This window comes from Paenibacillus sp. FSL H3-0457 (assembly GCF_037981725.1).
Lineage (GTDB): Bacteria > Bacillota > Bacilli > Paenibacillales > Paenibacillaceae > Paenibacillus > Paenibacillus amylolyticus.
In genome coordinates, this window is record NZ_CP150283.1 from 4,953,970 (window position 1) to 4,974,816 (window position 20,847).

The 20,847-nt window shown below is 47.8% G+C and carries 14 protein-coding genes; 8 read left to right on the top strand and 6 right to left on the bottom strand.

Translation table 11 applies throughout. The annotated features are described in order from the left end of the window. The first annotated feature begins 74 nt into the window (after positions 1 to 74). The gene (locus MHH25_RS21915; RefSeq protein WP_340018037.1) at positions 75 to 875 is read left to right on the top strand and encodes an ankyrin repeat domain-containing protein; all 801 of its coding nucleotides are present in this window, start codon (positions 75 to 77) and stop codon (positions 873 to 875) included. Positions 876 to 1,029: 154 nt separating this feature from the next. On the opposite strand, the gene MHH25_RS21920 is transcribed toward MHH25_RS21915, so the two are convergent. Together MHH25_RS21920 and MHH25_RS21925 are read right to left on the bottom strand one after the other, a co-directional pair. Continuing rightward, a complete protein-coding gene (locus tag MHH25_RS21920) occupies positions 1,030 to 2,067 on the bottom strand; it encodes an FAD-dependent oxidoreductase (protein WP_340018038.1) in 1,038 nt (345 codons plus the stop codon). A gap of 24 nt (positions 2,068 to 2,091) precedes the next feature. Next, positions 2,092 to 2,475 carry a helix-turn-helix domain-containing protein gene (locus MHH25_RS21925; RefSeq protein ID WP_340018039.1) on the bottom strand — a complete coding sequence of 128 codons (384 nt, stop codon included), beginning with the start codon at positions 2,473 to 2,475 and terminating at the stop codon, positions 2,092 to 2,094. Between the two features lie 140 nt (positions 2,476 to 2,615). Here MHH25_RS21925 and MHH25_RS21930 point away from each other — a divergent pair, with 140 nt between their 5' ends. Next, positions 2,616 to 2,969 carry a DoxX family protein gene (locus MHH25_RS21930; RefSeq protein ID WP_340018040.1) on the top strand — a complete coding sequence of 118 codons (354 nt, stop codon included), beginning with the start codon at positions 2,616 to 2,618 and terminating at the stop codon, positions 2,967 to 2,969. Positions 2,970 to 3,293: 324 nt separating this feature from the next. Further along, positions 3,294 to 5,255, top strand: coding sequence for an AraC family transcriptional regulator (locus MHH25_RS21935; RefSeq protein WP_340018041.1), 1,962 nt, complete (start codon positions 3,294 to 3,296; stop codon positions 5,253 to 5,255). 180 nt (positions 5,256 to 5,435) lie between these two features. On the opposite strand, the gene MHH25_RS21940 is transcribed toward MHH25_RS21935, so the two are convergent. Together MHH25_RS21940 and MHH25_RS21945 are read right to left on the bottom strand one after the other, a co-directional pair. Beyond that, positions 5,436 to 6,977, bottom strand: coding sequence for an exosporium glycoprotein BclB-related protein (locus tag MHH25_RS21940; RefSeq protein ID WP_340018042.1), 1,542 nt, complete (start codon positions 6,975 to 6,977; stop codon positions 5,436 to 5,438). Positions 6,978 to 7,010: 33 nt separating this feature from the next. Continuing rightward, on the bottom strand, positions 7,011 to 7,370 hold the full coding sequence (locus MHH25_RS21945; RefSeq protein ID WP_282320607.1) for a hypothetical protein: 360 nt from the start codon (positions 7,368 to 7,370) through the stop codon (positions 7,011 to 7,013). An 885-nt stretch (positions 7,371 to 8,255) separates the two neighbouring features. Here MHH25_RS21945 and MHH25_RS21950 point away from each other — a divergent pair. Beyond that, complete coding sequence (locus MHH25_RS21950; protein ID WP_340018044.1) at positions 8,256 to 10,190, top strand: carbohydrate-binding protein; 1,935 nt, start codon at positions 8,256 to 8,258, stop codon at positions 10,188 to 10,190. Positions 10,191 to 10,223: 33 nt separating this feature from the next. Beyond that, positions 10,224 to 12,287, top strand: coding sequence for a family 43 glycosylhydrolase (locus tag MHH25_RS21955; protein ID WP_340018045.1), 2,064 nt, complete (start codon positions 10,224 to 10,226; stop codon positions 12,285 to 12,287). 115 nt (positions 12,288 to 12,402) lie between these two features. Here MHH25_RS21955 and MHH25_RS21960 read toward each other — a convergent pair whose 3' ends face one another. Beyond that, a complete protein-coding gene (locus MHH25_RS21960; RefSeq protein WP_036668718.1) occupies positions 12,403 to 12,939 on the bottom strand; it encodes an NAD(P)H-dependent oxidoreductase in 537 nt (178 codons plus the stop codon). A gap of 203 nt (positions 12,940 to 13,142) precedes the next feature. Between MHH25_RS21960 and MHH25_RS21965 the strand changes: the two genes are divergently transcribed. The 3 genes from MHH25_RS21965 (at position 13,143) to MHH25_RS21975 (ending at position 19,624) form a co-directional block, all read left to right on the top strand. Next, positions 13,143 to 13,505 (top strand): helix-turn-helix domain-containing protein, encoded by a 363-nt coding sequence (locus MHH25_RS21965; RefSeq protein ID WP_036668626.1) that lies wholly within the window; start codon positions 13,143 to 13,145, stop codon positions 13,503 to 13,505. A gap of 254 nt (positions 13,506 to 13,759) precedes the next feature. Then, positions 13,760 to 18,730, top strand: a complete 4,971-nt coding sequence (locus MHH25_RS21970; RefSeq protein ID WP_051449598.1) for a discoidin domain-containing protein — start codon at positions 13,760 to 13,762, stop codon at positions 18,728 to 18,730. 174 nt (positions 18,731 to 18,904) lie between these two features. Beyond that, a complete protein-coding gene (locus tag MHH25_RS21975) occupies positions 18,905 to 19,624 on the top strand; it encodes an SDR family NAD(P)-dependent oxidoreductase (RefSeq protein WP_036617480.1) in 720 nt (239 codons plus the stop codon). Positions 19,625 to 19,703: 79 nt separating this feature from the next. Here the strand turns inward: MHH25_RS21975 and MHH25_RS21980 are convergent, their stop codons facing one another. Further along, positions 19,704 to 20,732, bottom strand: a complete 1,029-nt coding sequence (locus MHH25_RS21980; RefSeq protein ID WP_036668627.1) for a hypothetical protein — start codon at positions 20,730 to 20,732, stop codon at positions 19,704 to 19,706. Between the last annotated feature and the right edge of the window lie 115 nt (positions 20,733 to 20,847).

The window sequence follows — 20,847 nt, forward strand, 5'->3', positions numbered from 1 at the left end:
TTATGCTTCTCAATCAAACTGTGATAAGAACCATATACATGAATATGGATATAAGCCTGGAAGGAGATTGGCGCATGGAATTTATTTACGAAGATGAAAAACTTGCAGTGAGCGTTATTCAAGCCATTCACACTGGAGATATTCCAACGTTAGAGCAACTGCTGGCAGAGAATCCGGGATTGGCAAACATAAGAATATTGGAAAGAAAGCCTGACAACGTAGATGCAGACTCCAGTATCTCTCGAACGCTACTGCACGTGGTGACGGATTGGCCGGGGCACTTCCCTAATGGAGCGGATGCCGTGCGAGTATTGACCAAGTTTGGTGCGGAAGTGAACGCTCCTTTTGTCGGTCCACATATTGAAACACCTTTGCATTGGGCTGCAAGCTCCAATGACGTTCAAGTGCTCGATGCCCTTCTTGATGCTGGCGCAGACATTGAAACGCCTGGCGCGGTAATCGCCGGTGGCACGCCGCTGGACGATGCTATTGCTTTTGCACAATGGGATGTAGCACGGCGCTTGGTTGAGCGCGGCGCGATCTTTGCCCTTTGGCATGCGGCCGCCCTTGGAGATATTCACGCCATACAAGAACATTTTAAAGGGGCCCAACTCCCGGGACGTTATCCTTGGGGAACAAGCACCTCCCCTTCTCCTCCCAATGCAGTAACCGTTGCCTTCTGGTGTGCTTGCCATGGAGGACAAAGAGAAGCAGCCGAGTACCTTCTTGACCAAGGCGCAGAATTGAACTGGATAGCCAGCTGGGATGGAATGACTCCACTGGACACAGCAAAACGTAATTTTTCATCCGAACTGATCCCGTGGCTTGAAAGTCAAGGTGCCAAATCCGCTAGCGAGATTCACACAGGTAGATGAATAGCTAGCATGGAATTGCCATTCGCCAGTGGCTGCGAATACAGTTATGAGGAGAATCCGGTGGCTACTGGGGAAGTGTAGAAGACTCCAACAAATATACACAACGAAAAGTACATCGCCACTTGAGCGATGTACTTTTCGTTGTGTGGTGATTCTAAAACCGTGAGAGGCGACAAGGGTCTAATTCATTTCTTGATTTGCCATCAATAATTTCACTTGCAGCCAGATTCGCAATCAGCGGCGCCAGCGTAATTGCAGAATGCATTACCGTCAGATAAAGTCCATTCATGTGATCATGGAAGCCTACAATCGGATAACCGTCTTCTGGCATGGGTCTCCATCCAACCTTTATGCTCTCCAGTTCCAGTTGATTTCCGTGCTTGAGACTGCGACGCAATGTGTCGTAAGCTCGCTTACCGACCGCCTGTGGTCCGTTTTCCTCCGACTCGTCGATATAATCTTCCGCAGCCAGTAGCGTATAATCTGTCAGTTGACGCGCTTCAAATTGCGCATTGGAGATTAATGTGTGTATCAGTTTATTAGCAGTTTTCATCCGAATCAGAATCGAAGGTGACGAAGTTACCGGCACGTGACAACCTAACGGGTTACAAAGTTCGGGTGTACCTGTTCCTGCAGCCAATACCACAACATCCGACTCCACAAAACCCTTGGATGTATGGACACCAACCAGATGGGAACCCTCTTGCTTCAGCTGTGTAACGTTGGTGTCGAACTGAATCTTTGCTCCGTACTCTTGCGCTTTGCTCAACAACAGCTCCGTTACCGCAATAGGGTCCACCGCACCTTCTTCGCTGACAAACATGGCTTCATCCGGATATTCCTTCAGATTGGGCTCCAATGCCTCAAGCTGCTCCCGGTTTAATTTTTGAAAGTGTTGCTCCCTTAGAGGCGGAATGTCCCAAGTTAGCGCGCCATGCCAATGAATTTTCAGTTCGGACAACTCTTGCTGAAGTGTGTGATATTCTTCCACAGCTGCATCGTACAAATGCCAGTATTCAGGAGCCACTCTATGCGTCGTATGTATCCAGGCAAATGATTTTTCTGTGACTTCACGCGCCGCGGCTGAGTGCCGTTCAATAACAGTTACATGTTGATTTCGTTTGGCTAGATGATAGGCCATACACGCCCCAACAATCCCTGCACCAATGATCACAATTTTATGTTTATTCAAAACTAACTCTCCCTTGTCACCCTATCACCCCAAGGAATCGATTTTCCGAGGTTCGGATGGGTTTGCTCCTTTTTCGTCTTCTTCGCCGTACAGCTTCTCCATATGTTGCATATGGCCGGCTCCCCAGTCGCTCATTGTCTGGAGCACAGGTTTCATGAGCTGTCCGTACTCCGTAATCGAGTATTCGACCTTAGGCGGAATTTGGGCATATACTTCGCGATGCACAATATCGTGATACTCCAGTTCTTTTAACTGCTGGGTCAGCATCTTTTTCGAAATATCTGGAATGGCTTTTTGTAATTCGCTGAACCGCATTGTACCGTTGCTCAGCAGGCGTAGAAGAATCAAAGATTTCCATTTACCCGTAAGAATATCCAAGGCCGTTCCGAATTTGCAATATACCGTCATTCTTATTCCTCACTTTCTGACCATCCCAGGGTATACTTTTGGTTACCTGGTTAGGTTTAAGTGCCTACTTCCAGATTGGGCCTTCTCACTTTAGTATAGAGGCAGATATTAAAATCGAGCAAGTGAGAGGATAAGAAAAGATGAATGTAACGTTATGGATCGTACAACTTATATTGGCGCTAGGTTTCATATATTCAGGATGGATGAAAACCATTCGTATCGAGTCGTCAAAAAAGACCTGGGCCTGGGTCAATGATGTGCCAAAAAGTCTAGTTGTTTTGATCGGAATCGCGGAGCTACTCGGAGCGCTGGGCCTTGTTTTGCCTTGGGCGCTGAACATCACTCCGGTGCTTACGCCGATCGCGGCAATCGCTTTGGCTACGGTCACCCTGTTCGGGATGCTGTTTCATATTTGGCGTAAAGAGTACCGGGAGCTTGGCGTTAATATCTTTTTTATAGTTCTTGCGTTGATCGTAGCCTTTGGAAGACTGTAAAGGAAACGGGGCACCGATGCGCTGTGCAATACGAACCCCATGTTTCGGGTGCCTGGTTTCCGGTGAACGAACCGCTATCGGCCTGTGTGCCACATCCCGCCACAATAAAGACCATGCACATGGAGAATTCGGCGATTTTCTTTAGATCATGGAGAGGTCATGACATCAAACATTTTTCGCCTTTATACTCGAAAGTTATGAGAAGAATCCGGTACTACGGGGAACGTTCTGGAAAGTGACAAAAAGCCACTAATATTATTATATAATAACCTCACCACATAAAAGGCTGGCTTCAACAGCTCATGGAAGGAAGACAACTCTCTATTGAACGCAACCTTGAATGTACAAGAACACATACTCATCTGGAATTGTGCATCGCTCAAAATCATGGATGTACGACATATTGTCATACAGGCCGACGAGTGCGTACGTCCTTACCTGTTCCCTGCCAGCGCCTTTTTGTACGTAACGGATGGCAATGCAACCGTGATCTTAGACGGAAATGAGCATGCTACCAAACCATTTTATATGCTTCATGGGGGCAAAAACACCCGTCTGGACATCATCCTAACGGACGAATCCTTTCATTATTACCTGATTTTCTATAAAGCCTCCTTACCGCCGCCTGGCAAGCAGCATACACTTCAACAACCGGATCAACCATTGCCATTCCACCTCCAGTACGGTTTTATTCCATATCATCCTGCCATCCTCTACGAAATCACTGAGCGAATGCTGGGCGAGTGGAATAAACCGGGACGCTTGGAGCGACTCCATACCAAAACACTATTCTATCAATTTGTATATGAATTGCTCAGACAAATGGATCAACAGCAGGTAAGCATTGTTAGGCCTAACCTTGCTTCTCAGCTTATTCGCTATATGCAGGAGCACTACGCCAAGCCGCTGACGCGGGAAACCCTCGCTCATACATTCCATTACAGCGTCCCTTATCTGTCCAAGTACTTCCGACGTGAAACTGGCGCAAGTCTAATCGATTACTTAATCGGTATTAGGATGAACAAAGCAGTAACGCTGTTGCAAAAGACCGAGTTATCTCTGCAAGAAGTCGCTGCAAGCGTCGGATATGCTGATGTATCCTATTTTATAAGAATGTTCAAAAAACATACGGGAGTCACACCAAAGCAATTCAAGGATGAGTCCGGACAAGTGACAAAAGGTTCTTATCGTCCTATCCTTAGGCTTCGATCATCCATTGCTCCGCGTAAACTCCGTCGTTATATTGATATCAGAGATGATAATCATTATCAACATAGCGAAAAAGGAGATTTACGGATGTATAGAAGCAAACTACCTGTAGGAATTACCCTACTGTTGTGCCTAACTCTATTGGTTAGCGCATGTTCCAGGCCAGCAAACACGAATGGAAGCACTGGCAGTACGCAAAGTCCAATTGTAGGTGCAGAGAGTAATATCAGTAACACCACAAACGGAAGCTCGGAGATGGTAACCTATTCTGCGGTTAACGGTGAAGTACAAATCCCCAAAAAACCTCAAAGGGTCGTAATGGTTGCAGGAGCCTTTACCGGTCATTTGCTAGCTCTTGGCCTTAAGCCTGTTGGAACTGGTGATGAGTCCTTTAACAGTTATACAGAAGGAAAGCTCGATGACGTTGTCAACATCGGTAACGATGTACCCTACGAGAAAATCATGGAGTTGCAACCGGATTTAATTGTCGTTTGGAATGACCCTGAAACGATCGAAAAACTGTCCAAAATTGCGCCGACCGTCGCTGTTGAATATGGAATACCTCTACGGGAGCAATTGATGGATTTTGGCAAGATGACTGGTAGAGAAGAGCAAGCGAAGGCCTGGATCGCAGAGTGGGATGCTAAGATCGCTGAATATAAACCACTCGTGGAGCAAGCGGTAGGTGATCGCACGGTTTCGATTTTTGATACGGGAAGTGCCAAAGAATTTTATGCCTACGGGAGCTTTGGTAGAGGTGGAGATATTATTTATGGAGAGTTTGGCCTGAAGGCACCGCCGATCATTCAGAAGGAAGCCATCGATAGCGGCAAAGGTTGGGCCAAGTTATCACTTGAATTGTTACCACAATATGCAGGAGATTATATCTTTGTAAGTGGATGGACAGGTGATGAGAGTGGAGATTCCGTTTTTGAAGGTCCTATCTGGGATAACCTCTCTGCTGTCCAGAATAATCACGTTTATCGCGAGGAAAGCCGTGGCTTCGTATTTAGTGACCCAATTTCGTTGGAAGCCCAACTTAAATTTGTCGTAGACAGCCTAACCAAAACAGAGTGAAATTGAGTAGGCCGCGGTATGTACGAGGCGAGGAGCAATCCTCGTCTTTTTATGTTTTTGTATAGTCCTTATCTTTCATTTGAAGAGAGTTTGAAAACAAAAGCACACACATAAACAGGGACCTCTCACCATGTTGGCAAGAGTCCCTGTCTTTAAACTTGTTATATAGCCCATTTTCCGTTAAGTGATGGTAAGGCCGCCACTTGCATATCCCGCTACCGTTGTAGCCACATCAATTCCGGCTGTTACTGATGCTGAGAATACCATAAGCAGGCGGTCACCGGCAGATACCGGAATACTCAGCCCTGTAGTCACCCCGCTGGATATTGTGCCCAGTGCCAAAATGCCGGTCAGTGGAGGAGCTAAGGTTACCAATGCACCCGGTACAGCTGTAAAGGAGTTATTAGGTGTAGTGGATCGGAATAATTGTGCAGTTAAGGTTACTGTAGATCCAACCAAACTAAGTCCGGCTGTTGTGCTGAAATAAGCGGCCAGTGAAGTAATCGTTCCTGCACGCGATGCTGAGAAAGCAAAGTTAAGCAATGTGCCTGCAGCGCCTGTGAGATCAATAATTCCTCCGTTAACACTTACTCCGGTCGAACTGTTACCAAAACCAACTAAACTGGAAGTATTCAAAAGTCCACCCAAAACTGTAGTCAACACAACGGGAAGTCCTGATGCATAAGGAATAATTGTTCCAGAACCACTCGCACCCGTAGCCCCGGTTGTACCTGTTGCTCCGGTTACTCCAGTTGTACCTGCTGCGCCTGTCGCACCTGTTACACCCGTTGTACCTGCCGTGCCTGTCGCTCCGGTTACTCCCGTTGTCCCCGCTGTGCCTGTTGCTCCGGTTACTCCCGTTGTACCTGGTGCGCCTGTTTCTCCTGTTGCTCCTGTTGTACCTGCTGTGCCTGTCGCTCCGGTTACACCCGTTGTACCTGCTGTGCCTGTCGCTCCCGTTACTCCGGTTGTACCTGCTGCGCCTGTCGCACCTGTTACACCCGTTGTACCTGGCGTGCCTGTCGCTCCCGTTACACCCGTTGTACCTGCTGTGCCTGTTGCTCCCGTTACTCCGGTTGTACCTGATGCGCCTGTCGCTCCAGTTACACCCGTTGTACCTGCTGTGCCTGTCGCTCCCGTTACTCCGGTTGTACCTGCTGTGCCTGTCGCTCCGGTTACACCTGTTGTACCTGCCGTGCCTGTTGCTCCGGTTACTCCCGTTGTACCTGCTGTGCCTGTTGCTCCGGTTACTCCCGTTGTACCTGCTGTGCCTTGTGCGCCTGTTGCACCTGTCACTCCAGCTGTCCCTGGTGTGCCTGTCGCCCCCGTAGCCCCAGTTGCGCCTGTAGCTCCGTTGATGCTTGGGGTTTCGCCCAGCAATTCGGAAGAAACCAAACGATGGGCTGTTACCAAAGCGCCTGTGCTGCTCTTACCCCATACGGATACTTGAACAGGATCATTAATCGTCGCTGTTGTTGTAAAAGTAAACTCGAAGGCATCCAGATTGGCAAAGTAGTTGTTGGTTATTACCTGATTGGGTGCAAGGTCGAAAGTCTCACTGACATACAGAACTCTCATTCCACCACTCATGTAATACCCTTGTATTTGTATGGTTGAGGTAGTCACATCACTGCGGTTATCAATTTTAACTGTAACTGTCTGAGTCGGTCTTACACCGCTAACAGCATTATTTTCTATTGGCCCTGTTGATAAAAAGCTCATCGTTACATCTCCTTTTTGAGTAAATTTTATCTTTTAGCTGTTCTTGACTGTTTTTTCGTGCTCTACCACTCGGTGTGCATCAACCAATTGTCCAGAGGCTTGTTTGCCCCACACTGAAATTTCTACTTCCTCCACGCCTTCCGCATCTGTTCCAAAAACAAACTCAAAAGCATCTAAATCTGCAAAATAATTTCTGGTCACTGCTTCATTAGGGGCAATACTGATTACTTCACTCACATACAGCGTTCTTGTTGTGCTTAGCACATACCCCTGAATGGAGACTGTTACAGAATCCACCTCAGCCCGACTTACCAATCTAATCGTTACCTGTTGTGTCGGTCTAACCCCGGAAACCGGATTGTTTTCAATCGGCCCAGTCGACAAAATAGCCATTTTTCCCATCCCACCTTTATGAACCTCTGACTCTAGCAGTATTTGGCATAAGCTCACTCGATAGTAATATTCAAACACTCAATCAACGGTGTGGACAAAACACAGGGGGCACCCCACCATTATCACTTAACAACCTTCTACGCTCAGGGCTTTAGCTATACAAAAACTGGAATATGTAATGCAATGTCAAAGTTGGTCAGCAAGTAAGAGTAGATTTTGTTATATAACCAGGATCGATTCCAGAAAAAAACGAAAATAACCGTTCCTCTGGTAGATTCCAGGGAAACGGTCACAGCTTAAGACGTCTTTTTCTCGTATCTAATTGTTGGCCGGGTAAAGCTATGCTTGAAAGTGTAGTTTTATAGAATATGAGATCGTATTTTACCATCAAGCCCAATGTTAAACACATAGAATAATCATTTTCTTCATCCTCTACTAAAAAATAGAAAAAGATTGTATTATCTTAAAATTGTGATATGATATCGTCAAGTTAATAAACATTTAAATGAAAATATGAAAGATAATTACATTTAAATGTGGCCAAACCTCTTTCTTCGCCAAATTTCAGTGTTCTAGCCCATTTTATTGAAAGCGATTACAAAAAGAAACCTGACAGATTATAGCTTTTCTATTCGCACCCACAGATGCAGGCTTACTTCGGGTTATAGCCACTCCCCTTGCTGCCGTGACCACGTACCCGGTGCACAGGTTGTCTGGCTTAAACCATATATGACAACATGAAGACTTATCCTAACAGCCAACCTAACCATTATTTCAAGAAGGGGGTGACATGAGGAAAATCTTTTCGTTTTTTCGGCATTTCATCATCTCAGCTATCCTGAATTTCAGCTCACCAACTAATCCAATCTCATGGAGGCGAAACGTATGATTCGTAAACCGCTAGTTTTGTTGTTGTCGTGTCTGTTAATCTTTGTCACCCTGCCCATGGAATCAAGCCATGCAGCCAATGCAGCCGTTGCCAAACTTCCTGGAAACTCTAACCCCCTCATCGATCATAAACTGGGAGCCGATCCTTATGTGCTCGTCCATAACAATCGGGTCTATGTCTACATGACAGGTGATGCATATCTGTACAACAGTGACGGCTCTGTCCGAGAGAACCAGTACAGCACGATCGGGAAAATTAACGTCATCTCCTCAGCTGACATGGTGAACTGGACAGACCATGGTTCCATCCCGGTAGCGGGTGCGAATAATGCCAATAATGGACAAGGAATTGCCAAATGGGCTACTCAGTCCTGGGCTCCTGCCATGGCGAAGAAAACCATTGCTGGCAAAGAAAAGTTTTTTCTGTACTTTGCCAACTCGGGTGGAGGTATTGGCGTACTCACGGCTGATTCCCCCATTGGACCGTGGTCCGATCCAATTGGTCGTGCCCTCCTGACTCACGGTACACCGGGTATGTCCGGCGTAACATGGCTCTTTGATCCGGCTGTGCTTGTCGATGATGATGGCTCTGCTTACTTGTATGCTGGAGGCGGCATCCCGAACGATACCAATGCTGCTTCCATTGCCAATCCCAAAACAGCTCGGGTCATTCGTCTCGGTGCCGACATGACCAGTGTGGTGGGCAGTGCTGTGACTATTGATTCTCCTTATATGTTCGAAGATTCTGGCATCCACAAGTATAACGGCAAATATTACTACTCCTACTGCATCAACTTCGCGGGAACACACCCCACTGCATATCCAAAAGGTGAGATCGGATACATGGTCAGCGACAGCCCGATGGGGCCTTTCACGTATAAAGGACACTTTCTGAAAAATCCCGGCACGTTCTTCGGTGTAGGCGGCAATAACCACCATGCCGTGTTCCAATTCAACAACGAATGGTATGTGGCGTACCATGCGCAAACGGTAAGCAAGGCATTCCTCGGTGATGGTAAAGGGTACCGTTCCACACATATCAACAAACTGACACATAATGCGGATGGAACAATCCAGGAAGTTCAGGGGAATATGACAGGTGTACCTCAGACCACTAACCTCAACCCGTATGTCCGCGTGGAAGCCGAAACCATTGGCTGGCAAGCAGGAATTAACACTGAACCGAGTCAAGCGAGCGGTGGACCTGTAGCCAATCAGAATGTCACTAATATTCATAACGGGGATTGGATCGCGGTCGGCAATGTTGATTTTGGCTCAGCTGGAGCCTCCAAGTTCAAGGCCAATGTCGCTTCTACCGGAAATGGCAACATCGAGGTTCGACTGGACAGTCCGACAGGCCCACTAGTTGGAACACTTAACGTAAGTTCAACTGGCGGTTCGCAAACTTGGCGCGAGATGGAGACCAATGTTACCAATGCTACAGGGGTGCATCGTTTGTATCTGGTGTTTACAGGCTCGGGCAATGGAAATCTGTTCAAACTGGACTACTGGCAGTTCACATCCGGTTCGGGCGGCAACCCTAACCCAAATCCTAATCCCAATCCAAACGTTACGCGTTACGAAGCCGAGAATATGACGCTTGGCGGCCAATACGCTGGCGTAATCAGTTCCCCTTTTAATGGAGTCGCTCTTTACGGGAACAATGATTATGCAGCATACAATCAATATTTTGCATTCCCAACCCATCAATTCTCTGTCCGCGGCGCTTCCAACAATAATAATACAGCCCGTGTTGATCTGGTCATCGGGGGTGTAACCGCTGGTTCTTTCTACTTCACGGGAACGGAGCCGACCGTTCAAACCCTCACCGGCATCACTCACGGTACAGGCAATCAGGAAATCAAGCTGGTCGTAACAACGGATAATGGCACTTGGGATGCTTACATTGATTATCTGGAGTACTCGCTTTAATTCATAGGACATGATCAATTGGGAGGATAGAATATGTGGAAAAAAATCAGTGCTCTTCTACTCGCTCTTCCTTTGCTTATAACATCATTCCCTTTGACAAGTCCGGCAGCTTCGGCCGCAACGTTCAGCAATCCGGTTATTTACGCGGATGTTCCTGACAGTGACGTCATTCGGGTAGGCAATGCATTTTATATGACAAGCACAACGATGCATATGAATCCGGGAGTCCCGGTCATGAAGTCTTACGACCTGGTCAACTGGAGCATCGTAAACTATGTATACGATACGCTTGGAAACGGGGATATACAGAATCTGAACAATGGACAAAACGAGTATGGGCGTGGTTCCTGGGCGAGCAGTTTGCGGTACAACAACGGTATATATTATGTGGCCTTTGGATCGCTTTCCACGGGCAAGACGTATATTTACCAAACCAGCAATATTGAAACAGGACCATGGACACCTTACACATTGAACAGTTATTACCATGACCCCTCCCTTTTGTTTGACGGGAATCGAACCTTTCTTGTTCATGGCAGTGATAACATCAGTATCGTTGAGCTGACACCTGATGCCAAAGCCGTTAAATCCGGCGGGCTCAATCAGGTCCTGATTCCAAACGCAAGCAGTGTAGCCGGCTCCAACATGATTGTAAAGGCAGAAGGAGCACACATTCAGAAGATCAATGGTATGTACTATGTATTCCTGATTGCCTGGCCTTCGGGTGATGGTCGCATTCAGCTTGCCTATCGTGCAAACACATTGACAGGTCCATACACAGGTAAAGTTGTACTCAGAGACTCGGGAATCGCCCAAGGAGGCATCGTGGATACCGCATCCGGCGCTTGGTACGGCTTGCTGTTTCGTGATAGCGGAGCCATTGGGCGCATCCCCTATCTCGTACCTGTGACGTGGTCTGATAACTGGCCTGTGTTTGGGGTGAACGGCAAGGTCCCCCTTAACATGAATATGCCCATTGAAGGTCAGCCTGCTGCCAAAATCTACGGGTCCGATGAGTTCAACGCAACCACATCAGGCACACCCTCAGTAACGCAACTGTTAGTGAACGGCGGCTTTGAGGAAAGCAGCATTCAGCCGTGGACCAGCAACAATACGGCGAACATCACCGTAACAAATGTCGAAGCGTTCAGCGGTACAAAAAGCCTGCTCGTCAGCGGCAGACAGCAGACAGCAGGTGGAGCCAAACAGATGGTTACAGGCAAGCTGGTACCGGGAGGAACATACTCTTTTTCGGCAAAGATCAAATACACTACTGGTCCTGCAACCAAAACGTTCAATCTTAGCATCCAGAACGGTGCAAGTTATACCGGAATTACCATTATGGGCAGTGCGACGTTAACTCGCGGACAGTGGGGTACCATTCAAGGTACGTATACCGTTCCGTCAAATGCAGACCTGTCCCAAAGCTTTATTTTTGTGGAAACACCGTATAATTCGAATCCGGACCCGACCAATGATTTGATGGCGTTTTATGTAGATGACGTCTCCCTGACGAGCAATTCATCTTCCGGTACATCCAGTCTCACTACTTTCTGGCAGTGGAATCATAACCCTGATGCTGCCAACTGGTCCCTGCTCCAGCGGCCCGGTTTCATGCGGTTAACCGCAGGCAAAATCAGCAAGAACCTGTTAGAAGCCCGCAACACGCTGACACAACGAACCTTTGGTCCAAAAAGCACAGGAATGACCGCTTTGGATACAGCCGGCATGAAGGATGGTGATTATGCTGGACTCGCTGCTTTTCAGGCCAAATATGGTTTTGTCGGCGTAAAAATGACGGGCAGCACCAAATCCATCGTTATGGCTAATGCCAGTTCCGGCACCATGACTGAAGTAGCAACTGTGCCATTAAACCAGAACAGAATCTATCTACGCGTCATCTGTGATTTTACGAACCAAACCGACAAAGCCTACTTTGCTTATAGCCTGAATGGCAGCAACTGGACAACCATTGGCAATACACTTCAAATGTCTTACACCCTGCCACACTTTATGGGATACCGGTTTGCACTATTCAATTATGCAACGAAGTCTACCGGAGGATATGCAGATTTCGATTATTTCCGCGTAGAATAAATGTAGTTTTATTCGGTTATTAATGTTTCGTTTATTGATCAGGACCTGGACTTCACCATGTGTGGAGTCAGGTCCTTTTCAGTACATTTCTTATGAAGAGTTTCAGCTTTTAACTTCAAAAATCCCGGAACTGCTTTATATAACGCATGTATTCTTCAGCACTTCGGTTAATCTCTTCATCCGTAGCCTGGAACGAGGCACCATAGACTGCATAATACGGCAGCGCCTGAACCCCTACATGATTCATGCTTGCTACGAAGGGTGCAACAAGTTCCTCTACGCTGTAACCGATGGAACCATCTTTCGCATAATTCTCCTGCTTATCCCCTATGGACATGGCCAGACCCATCCGCTTTCCCTTCAATCGATTACCTTTCGATCCGTACGCCCATCCATGGGTAAACACGTCATCAAACCATTTCTTTAGCAGCGGTGGGTAACTGTACCAATATAACGGGAACTGCAACATCATATGATCATGCGTCTCCAGCAACTCTTGTTCTCGGCAAACATCAATCTTCCAATCGGGATAGGCCAAATATAATTCGTGAAGAACAATATCATCTGTATGCTGCAACAACTCCTCCTTCCAGCGACGATTGACTCTTGAACTTTCGATATCGGGATGTGCCAGAATAACAAGTGTTTTCATCATAAGTTCCTTTCTTCCCATCCAGGGTGCTGGTTTCTTTATTGAATATGGACCATTATCGACCACATCCAGTCAAAAGAAAATACACACAATGAAGTAAGATGGTTACCTCAAAGTGTGTATGGACTTCAGTGTCAGAACCGTGAGAAAATAAATAGTTACACCCTATATAACACGTAAAACTTAAACTGAGGTGAATCAGGATGAAACAATACAATCTGGGCATTGAAGCGACGCTCGAAATTATAGGTGGCAAGTGGAAGGCGCTGATCATCTGTCAATTGATGTCCGGAGTAAAGAGAACGGGCGAATTAGGGCGCAGCATCCCGGGCATTTCGCAAAAAGTACTGATTCAACAATTGCGCGAGCTGGAGCGGGACGGCCTTGTCACCAGACATGTCTACCAACAGATGCCTCCCAAAGTAGAATATGGACTTACAGAATATGGCGTTACCGCCAACACCATCGTGGATGTCATGTGTGCTTGGGGGAGGGACAATATTGCTCACAGGCAACAACGGGGCGAAGATATCGTATTGTTGGAGAACAACGATTCCAAATCTTGATTTCACAGTTGCACATTCCCCATACATTATGTAGGACATATGTCTCTTTTTCCACGAAAACGATTAAAAAACCTTTATATTCCAGACAAAATGATCGATATACAAAATGGGGCACCTGAATATCCCGTGTTGAGCATTGGATTCACATCTCACAAAAGCAACACGGGAAACAAAATGATACATACGGTAGCGAGTAAGAGAATAAGAGAAGCTCTGTCTGGTGAGATGGCAAGGGCTAACAAAGGAGTAGTCATATGAAGGTACGAACGAGTCAAAGAGGAAAAACACACAACATCTACATGAACTTGCTGTTATCTGTTCTGTTGTTGATTAGCAGCATCCCGCTGTGGCCGGTCTCAAAAGTGAACGCCGCAGATGAGGAACATCATCTGTTATCCCTGAACCGGCCTGTGTACAGTTCCTCATCTCTGGGCGGCAATACGGCAGATCTTGTGGTTGACGGCAACAAAAACAGCCGCTGGGAAAGCATATGGCAGCAAGATCCGCAGTGGATCTATGTTGACTTAGGCACGGTGGCCTCCATCTCGGGCATCTCCATCCAGTGGGAAAATGCGTATGCTTCCGCCTTTGATCTGGAAGTATCCAACGACGAGGTCAACTGGCAGTCTGTTTACTCAACAACGAAGGGGCAAGGCGGCCTGACAGAAATTGAGGTCACAGCGGAGGCTCGATATGTGCGCTTGTTCAGTCATCAAAGAGCACAGCCAGCCTATGGCGTCTCTGTATACGAATTCAATGTATATGGGACGGGCGGAGCAAATCCACCTCCCAAACCATTAGCAATGAACCTTGCACTAGGACAACCGGTTACAGCATCTTCGGAAGAAATTGATGAGCCCAGCCGTTCAGCCGAGGATAAAGCCAAAATGGAAAAAGGGAATTACGAAGCCCGGAATGTAACGGATGGCCGTCCGGATACACGCTGGTCTTCCATCTACATGGATCAGGAATGGATTGTTGTAGACCTTGGACTAGTCCGGGAAATCGGGAACGTATCCCTACAATGGGAAAACGCTTTTGGACGTGCATACGATATTCAAGTATCAAATGATGCAGACCAGTGGACTACATTATACCGGGAACTGCACAGCGACGGTGGACGGGATGAGATTCCGGTATACGCCGAAGCACGGTATGTGAAATTAGCCGGACTTGGCAGAGGAACAACCAACGGATACTCCCTGTACGCATTCGACGTCTACGAGTATATCGAAGGCGATGCCAAACCTGTGCATACAATTCCGAATATCCCTGAACCGTCCTCGGTAAAGGTGGGTTCCGGCAGTTACGCTGTAAATGACATCACCATGCTGCAGCCGAAAAACCCGAAAAATCGCACGGCTGACATCACAGCGCCCCTCCCTTCCAATGACTGGTGGCAGTCTATTCTTGTATCCGATCTGGGGGATGGCAACAGTCTGGTCACACTTCCGCTTAAAAGCAGATATACCAAACAAGGACTTCAACTTCTGAATCCCGGAGCTGGTTACGTTTCGGCTGATGGTGGTTCTATGGACGCTGACGGTGAACCGGATCTGATCATGAGCACCAGCAATATGAACCCGGCGGAGGTAAATACCAAGGTGGCGGGATATGGGGATTATTCCGCAACGATCATCATGAGCGATGATGACACAGCCAAAATGAATACCACGTTTGTGAAAGGTTCCCCTTTCCTGTACAACACCTTCGATAACCCGGACACCATTATTGTTCGTTCTCCCAACATCACACGTCTCTTCGATGATCAGAACCGTGAAATTGTTCTGAATGATGGAGAATCGCTGACGGCCGATCATATCGGTGTTGAAGTAACCAATCAGGACAGAGCGCCCACGCCTCAGACCTTTACAAGAAACTACGGGATCTTTGCACCTGAAGGAACCGTATTTATGAAACTTGGCAATACGCTCAAAATCAAGCTGGGCCAGAGCGAAGACTATCTGTCCCTGGCTACCCTGCCGTCCGCGGCAGAACTGTCTTATTATTACCGGCATGCCTACGCCTTTGTAACCGATACAACAGTGGACTACAATTATAATGAGAGCACTTCACTTGTAACGACTACCTTCAACTCGGTAACCCGGACGAAGCGGGCAGGCTTTTCCTCCGAGACACTGATGGCCTTGTTGCCGCACCAATGGAAACTAGCGACTACTCCGGTAACGGAGCTTGCTTACCCTTCCATTCGCGGCATGATGAAAGTAAGTGAAGGCAATACGTTTACGACACAGGATCGATTCTATGGCATTATTCCGCAATTTGTGGAGCCAGATGATCCAACCTACTCGCGTGCACAATTAATCAGCTATCTGGATCAGCTTGACGCGGATACCGCAGGCAATCTGATGAGCGAGGATCCTTACTGGCAAGGGAAAAAGCTTCATCCACTTGCACTGGGTGTACTCATCAGCGACCAGATAGGAGATACGGTACGACGAGACAACTATCTGTCCCTGCTTCGAACCATTTTGACAGATTGGTATACCTATTCGCCGGACGAACCTTTGCACTCGTATTATTTTTATTATTCGGATGAATGGGGAACCATCTTCCCTTACGGTAGTGGATTCGGTGTTAATACCGGATTGACAGATCATCATTTCACCTACGGTTATTACGTTTTTGCATCGGCTGTACTGGCCACATATGACAAAACATTCTTGCAAGATTACGGCGACATGGTTGAGCTTCTGATTCGGGACTATGCCAATCCTTCACGGACAGATGATCAGTTTCCATGGCTTCGCAATTTTGATCCGTACGCTGGTCACTCCTGGGCAGGTGGTTACGCCGATAATCGCAGCGGGAATAACCAGGAGGCCGCAGGAGAAGCGCTCTTTAGTTGGGTCGGCCAATATATGTGGGGTGAGGTGACAGGCAACAAAGCCTATCGCGACACCGGGATCTGGGGCTTCATGACTGAAGAGAAAGCTGCCGAGCAATACTGGTTTAACTATGACGGGGATAACTGGCTGGAGGATTACCAACACGCTACGATAGGTCATGTGTACGGCAGCGCCTACCTGTATGGAACGTACTTCTCTAATGAGGCGGAGCATATTTACGGTATTCACTGGCTGCCGCCAGCGGAATGGATGACCTATTATGGACGTGATCCGCAGAATACTAAGGCTCTCTACAATGGTCTCATTAAGGACCTGGGTGGTCAGCAGGAGCGCACATGGCAGCATATTATCTGGCCATTCCAGTCCATTGGAGACCCGCAAGGTGCTCTAGCCAAATGGAATACGAGCGAGATGCAGCAAAATGAAGGTTTTAACGCGTACTGGTTCATGCACAGCATGGCTTCTACGGGAACACGCACGATGGATATATGGGCAGATGATCCGGCAGCAACCGTGTATGAAAAAGACGGCGTCTATACAGCTCAAATCTGGAATCCGTCCGACACTGTCAAAACCGTTCATTTCTACAATGCCCATGGCGCTTTGGGTTCGGCTACCGTGTATGCCAAAGCGCAAGTAAAGGTTAACCCGCTGGAACATTCCGTCGTTAAACAGCCGGATGCCTCTCAGGGTGTAGTCTATCTCGATCGGAGCCAATGGACCATTACGGCATCCTCCAGTTCGGAGCCGGTAGAGCACATGGTGGACGGTGATCTGACTACACGCTGGTCATCCGGACAGATTCAGAAGCCCGGCGATTGGCTGCATATCGATCTGGGTAGCGAACAGACTATGGATACGGTATTCATGAACTCCGGCAACAACGGCGGTGATTATGCTCACGGGTACGAAATCTACGTATCCAAAGATAACGAGAACTGGAGCGAGCCTATCGCAGAGGGAGCAGGAACATCTCCAAGTCTGTCCGTTGATTTGGGCATGCAAACCGCCCGTTATGTCAAAATTGTATTGACTTCCTCTGCAGACAGCTGGTGGTCGATCTCTGAACTAAAGCTTGCCCGATTTGGCAAACTTGAAGCAACACCAGAGCTCCCACAGCCCGTACCGCCTCCAGATCGCTCTTCATGGATCGTAACCGCCTCCTCTACTCAAGGAGCAGATGTTACAGCCAATATGCTGGACGGAAGTTCAGATACACTATGGACAAACGGTAGGAAGCAAACCAAAGGACAATGGATTACCATTGACCTCGGCCAAAAGAGTTTTTTCGATGCCATAGAATTGGACCCGGGCCATGCGAAAGAAGACTATCCGAGACAGTATCGGATTTATGTCTCGGATGACGGTGAACACTGGGGCACATCCATTGCGGGCGGCGAAGGCACGCCTGGACGCATGTCCATCACTTTCCCTGAACAGCAAGCACGTTATGTGAAAATGGTGCAGATCGGGGATTCCGATCAATGGTGGACGATCTCCGAGTTGTTTGTTCATCATAATGGAACGGGCAAACAAAAGAGGCTGCTGCCAGATGGCTGGTCCGTGACAGCTTCCTCCGGAGACGATGCATCGGCTATACTCGACGGCTCGGACCAAACACGCTGGACCTCCGGTCAGACTCAAACAGGCGGCGAATGGATTCAGCTTGATCTGGGAGCCTCGCAGCCAGTGAATCGGATTGTGCTGGACAGCGCGCACAGCCGGGAAGACTTTGCTCGCGGTTATGAAATATATACTTCTCTGGATGGAGAGCATTGGGGAAAAGCCTTGGCTTCGGGTGAAGGATCAGATGCGCTACTTTCTATCGCTTTTACACTGCATGAGGCACGTTATATTAAGGTCGTACAGACGGGTACCGATTCTCATTGGTGGTCCGTGGCTGAATTAGAGGTCTATACCGCTGATCAGACACCTTGGATATCCGAGGAACAGGATCATCTGCTACCTGCTGAACTGGATCGAACATCATGGACAGCGACTGCCTCCACCTCTGAAGATGTTGCGGCGATGCTCGACGACGATCTGAATTCACGCTGGACCTCTTCATCTGGTCAACATGCCAGTCAATGGGTCCAGATTGATCTGGGAAGCAAGCAGAGCTTCAGCCGCTTGACAATGGACTCAGGCAGCAGCAGCAACGATTATGCTCGCAGCTTCCAGCTTTTCACTTCTGATGATGGCGAACGTTGGGAAGGGGTTACGGAAGCACTGGGAACAGGACCTGTCATCTCACATACGTTCTCCAGACAAACGGCGCGATACATCAAAATTGCCTTGACCGCGGACACTCCCGAGTGGTGGTGGTCCATCGCCGAGTTAAAACTTTACCATTAATGTTATCATGATCTCTCCAACCATCTCTCTCCCGTCCTTGCGGGGCAGGGGTGGTTTTTCTTGATAAGGATGAAGCATACCTCATGTAAACTTCATGTTCCATATATCACCTTTATAGTAAGATATAGATTAATGTAAATATTATTAATTTCTAATCGATAAGGAGGGCTTTATTTGAAAAATATAATTGTCTTTGGTGCAAGCAAGGGATTGGGCGATGCATTTGTCAGAGGTGTGCCACAATCCGGTGATAAGGTCTGGGTGGTCTCCCGCAGCAAGCCGGAAAGTCTGTCCGTGGAGGATGGCGTCGAGCGAATATGGATTCAGGCTGATCTTTCCGAGCTTCAGGCCGCAGAGCAAGTTGCCAGCCAACTTCAAGGCGAGACGTTGGATGTGCTTATTTATAACGTGGGGATCTGGGAAAAGGAAGGATTTGAAGAGCACTACACGTTTGATAAGGATGAACCCGCAGATATCAGTCAGCTGATCCATGTGAATGTGACTTCTACAATTGTATGTATACAGGCTTTACTGCCTCAGCTCCGCCAGTCTGAAGCAGGCAAGATCATCCTGATTGGTTCAACAGCCGGTTTGAGCAATGCAGGCAGCAGCCAGGTTTCTTTTGTCGCCTCCAAATTTGCCATACGGGGTATTACGGAAGCTCTAAGAGAACATACGAGAAATGACCGCATCGCGGTGACATGCATCAACCCGGGAGAACTGGCGGCAGAAATTCCGTATGAAGACGGGATGGAACGTGCATTGGCCGAGTATGATGGGACCCGCATTCCCCTGCAGGACATGGTCTCCATCGTTCGATGTATCATCAGCTTGTCCAAAGCGGCCTGCGTGAAAGAGATCAACATGCCTGCATTAACGGATACGAACACCTAGATAGCAATGACATCTACACGCCTCAATCGGTCCGTTCACCGGAGTGCGCTCTGTATACACACGCTGGACAGAAGCCCGTTTACATTAATACATGCGACAAGTGCGCAATACCTATAGAATTCAGGCGTTCTTGCTCAGGGATATTTTCATATAACAAATGGGATTTTCCGGCCTTGTCCAGGTGATCACGCATAGCTGCAATTCGTCCTTTGTTAACATCAATAAAACGAAAATCGATTTGGCGTAAGTGCTCCAACCCTGTTAGTCCAGCAAAAGAATCCGCCTTGAGTGCCGTATTCATCTCTTTCAGTTCAATAGACTCCAAAGCACGGGCTGTCCATAGATGGTTGGTATCCCGCAACGATTTCATATAGTCCAGTTCGAGCTGTCTGAGAGAGGTCATATGGGAAAAGTCGCATAACTGCTCCAGCTTGGGCAAGGACAGATGCAGATATTCCAGCCCGCGCATCTGTTCGAGTCCCTGAATACTCGTCAGTTTGCGAACAGAGCTGAGCTTCAACATCGAGATGGTCGACTGTGTCAATACATCCAGTCCCCCTTTTAACTCACAGTGATCCAGGGATAGATACTGAAGCATAGGCAGTTCCGCTAACACATCAGCACTTTCGATCGTGCAGTTCAGAATGAGCGTATGCAGTTGGAGACATGCCGCAATGGAAGCAAATCCGTTGAATTTGCCACGCAGTTCAAGAAAGGTCAATCGTTTGTAGTGTTTAATAAAATCGAGCACGGTCGCCTTTGCAGGTGAATTCAATCTTAGAAACTGCAGTTGCTCCATCGCACCCAGTATCGTCAAATCCTGAGCCTGCGAAAGATCAAGCTGCAAGGCAGACACATGTTTCAACTGTGCCAGTCGCCCCAAAAATCCGGATGAATACACCCCTTTAGGGTCCATATGTGATATGTGCAGAATCAGATCCGGCCGGGCAAAGAATACTTTGGCATCGAGCTCGGCAAGGTCCTCGTATGTATCCGCGTCAACGCGAAAATGAACCGTTGCTCTGCGACGCAACAGATGCACCGCCTGGTGCATCTTTTCGGCATTCCATGGAACCCCCTGTATTGAAGCATGCCATAACTCACTCACAGATAATCCCCCTTTTCCATCCATAGTTCCAATTCATTCCATTATAAACAAGATCGACTGGATGAACCACCACCCATTCCCGTTTTTCATTCCTTTCCTCTTTTTTCATCCCTCC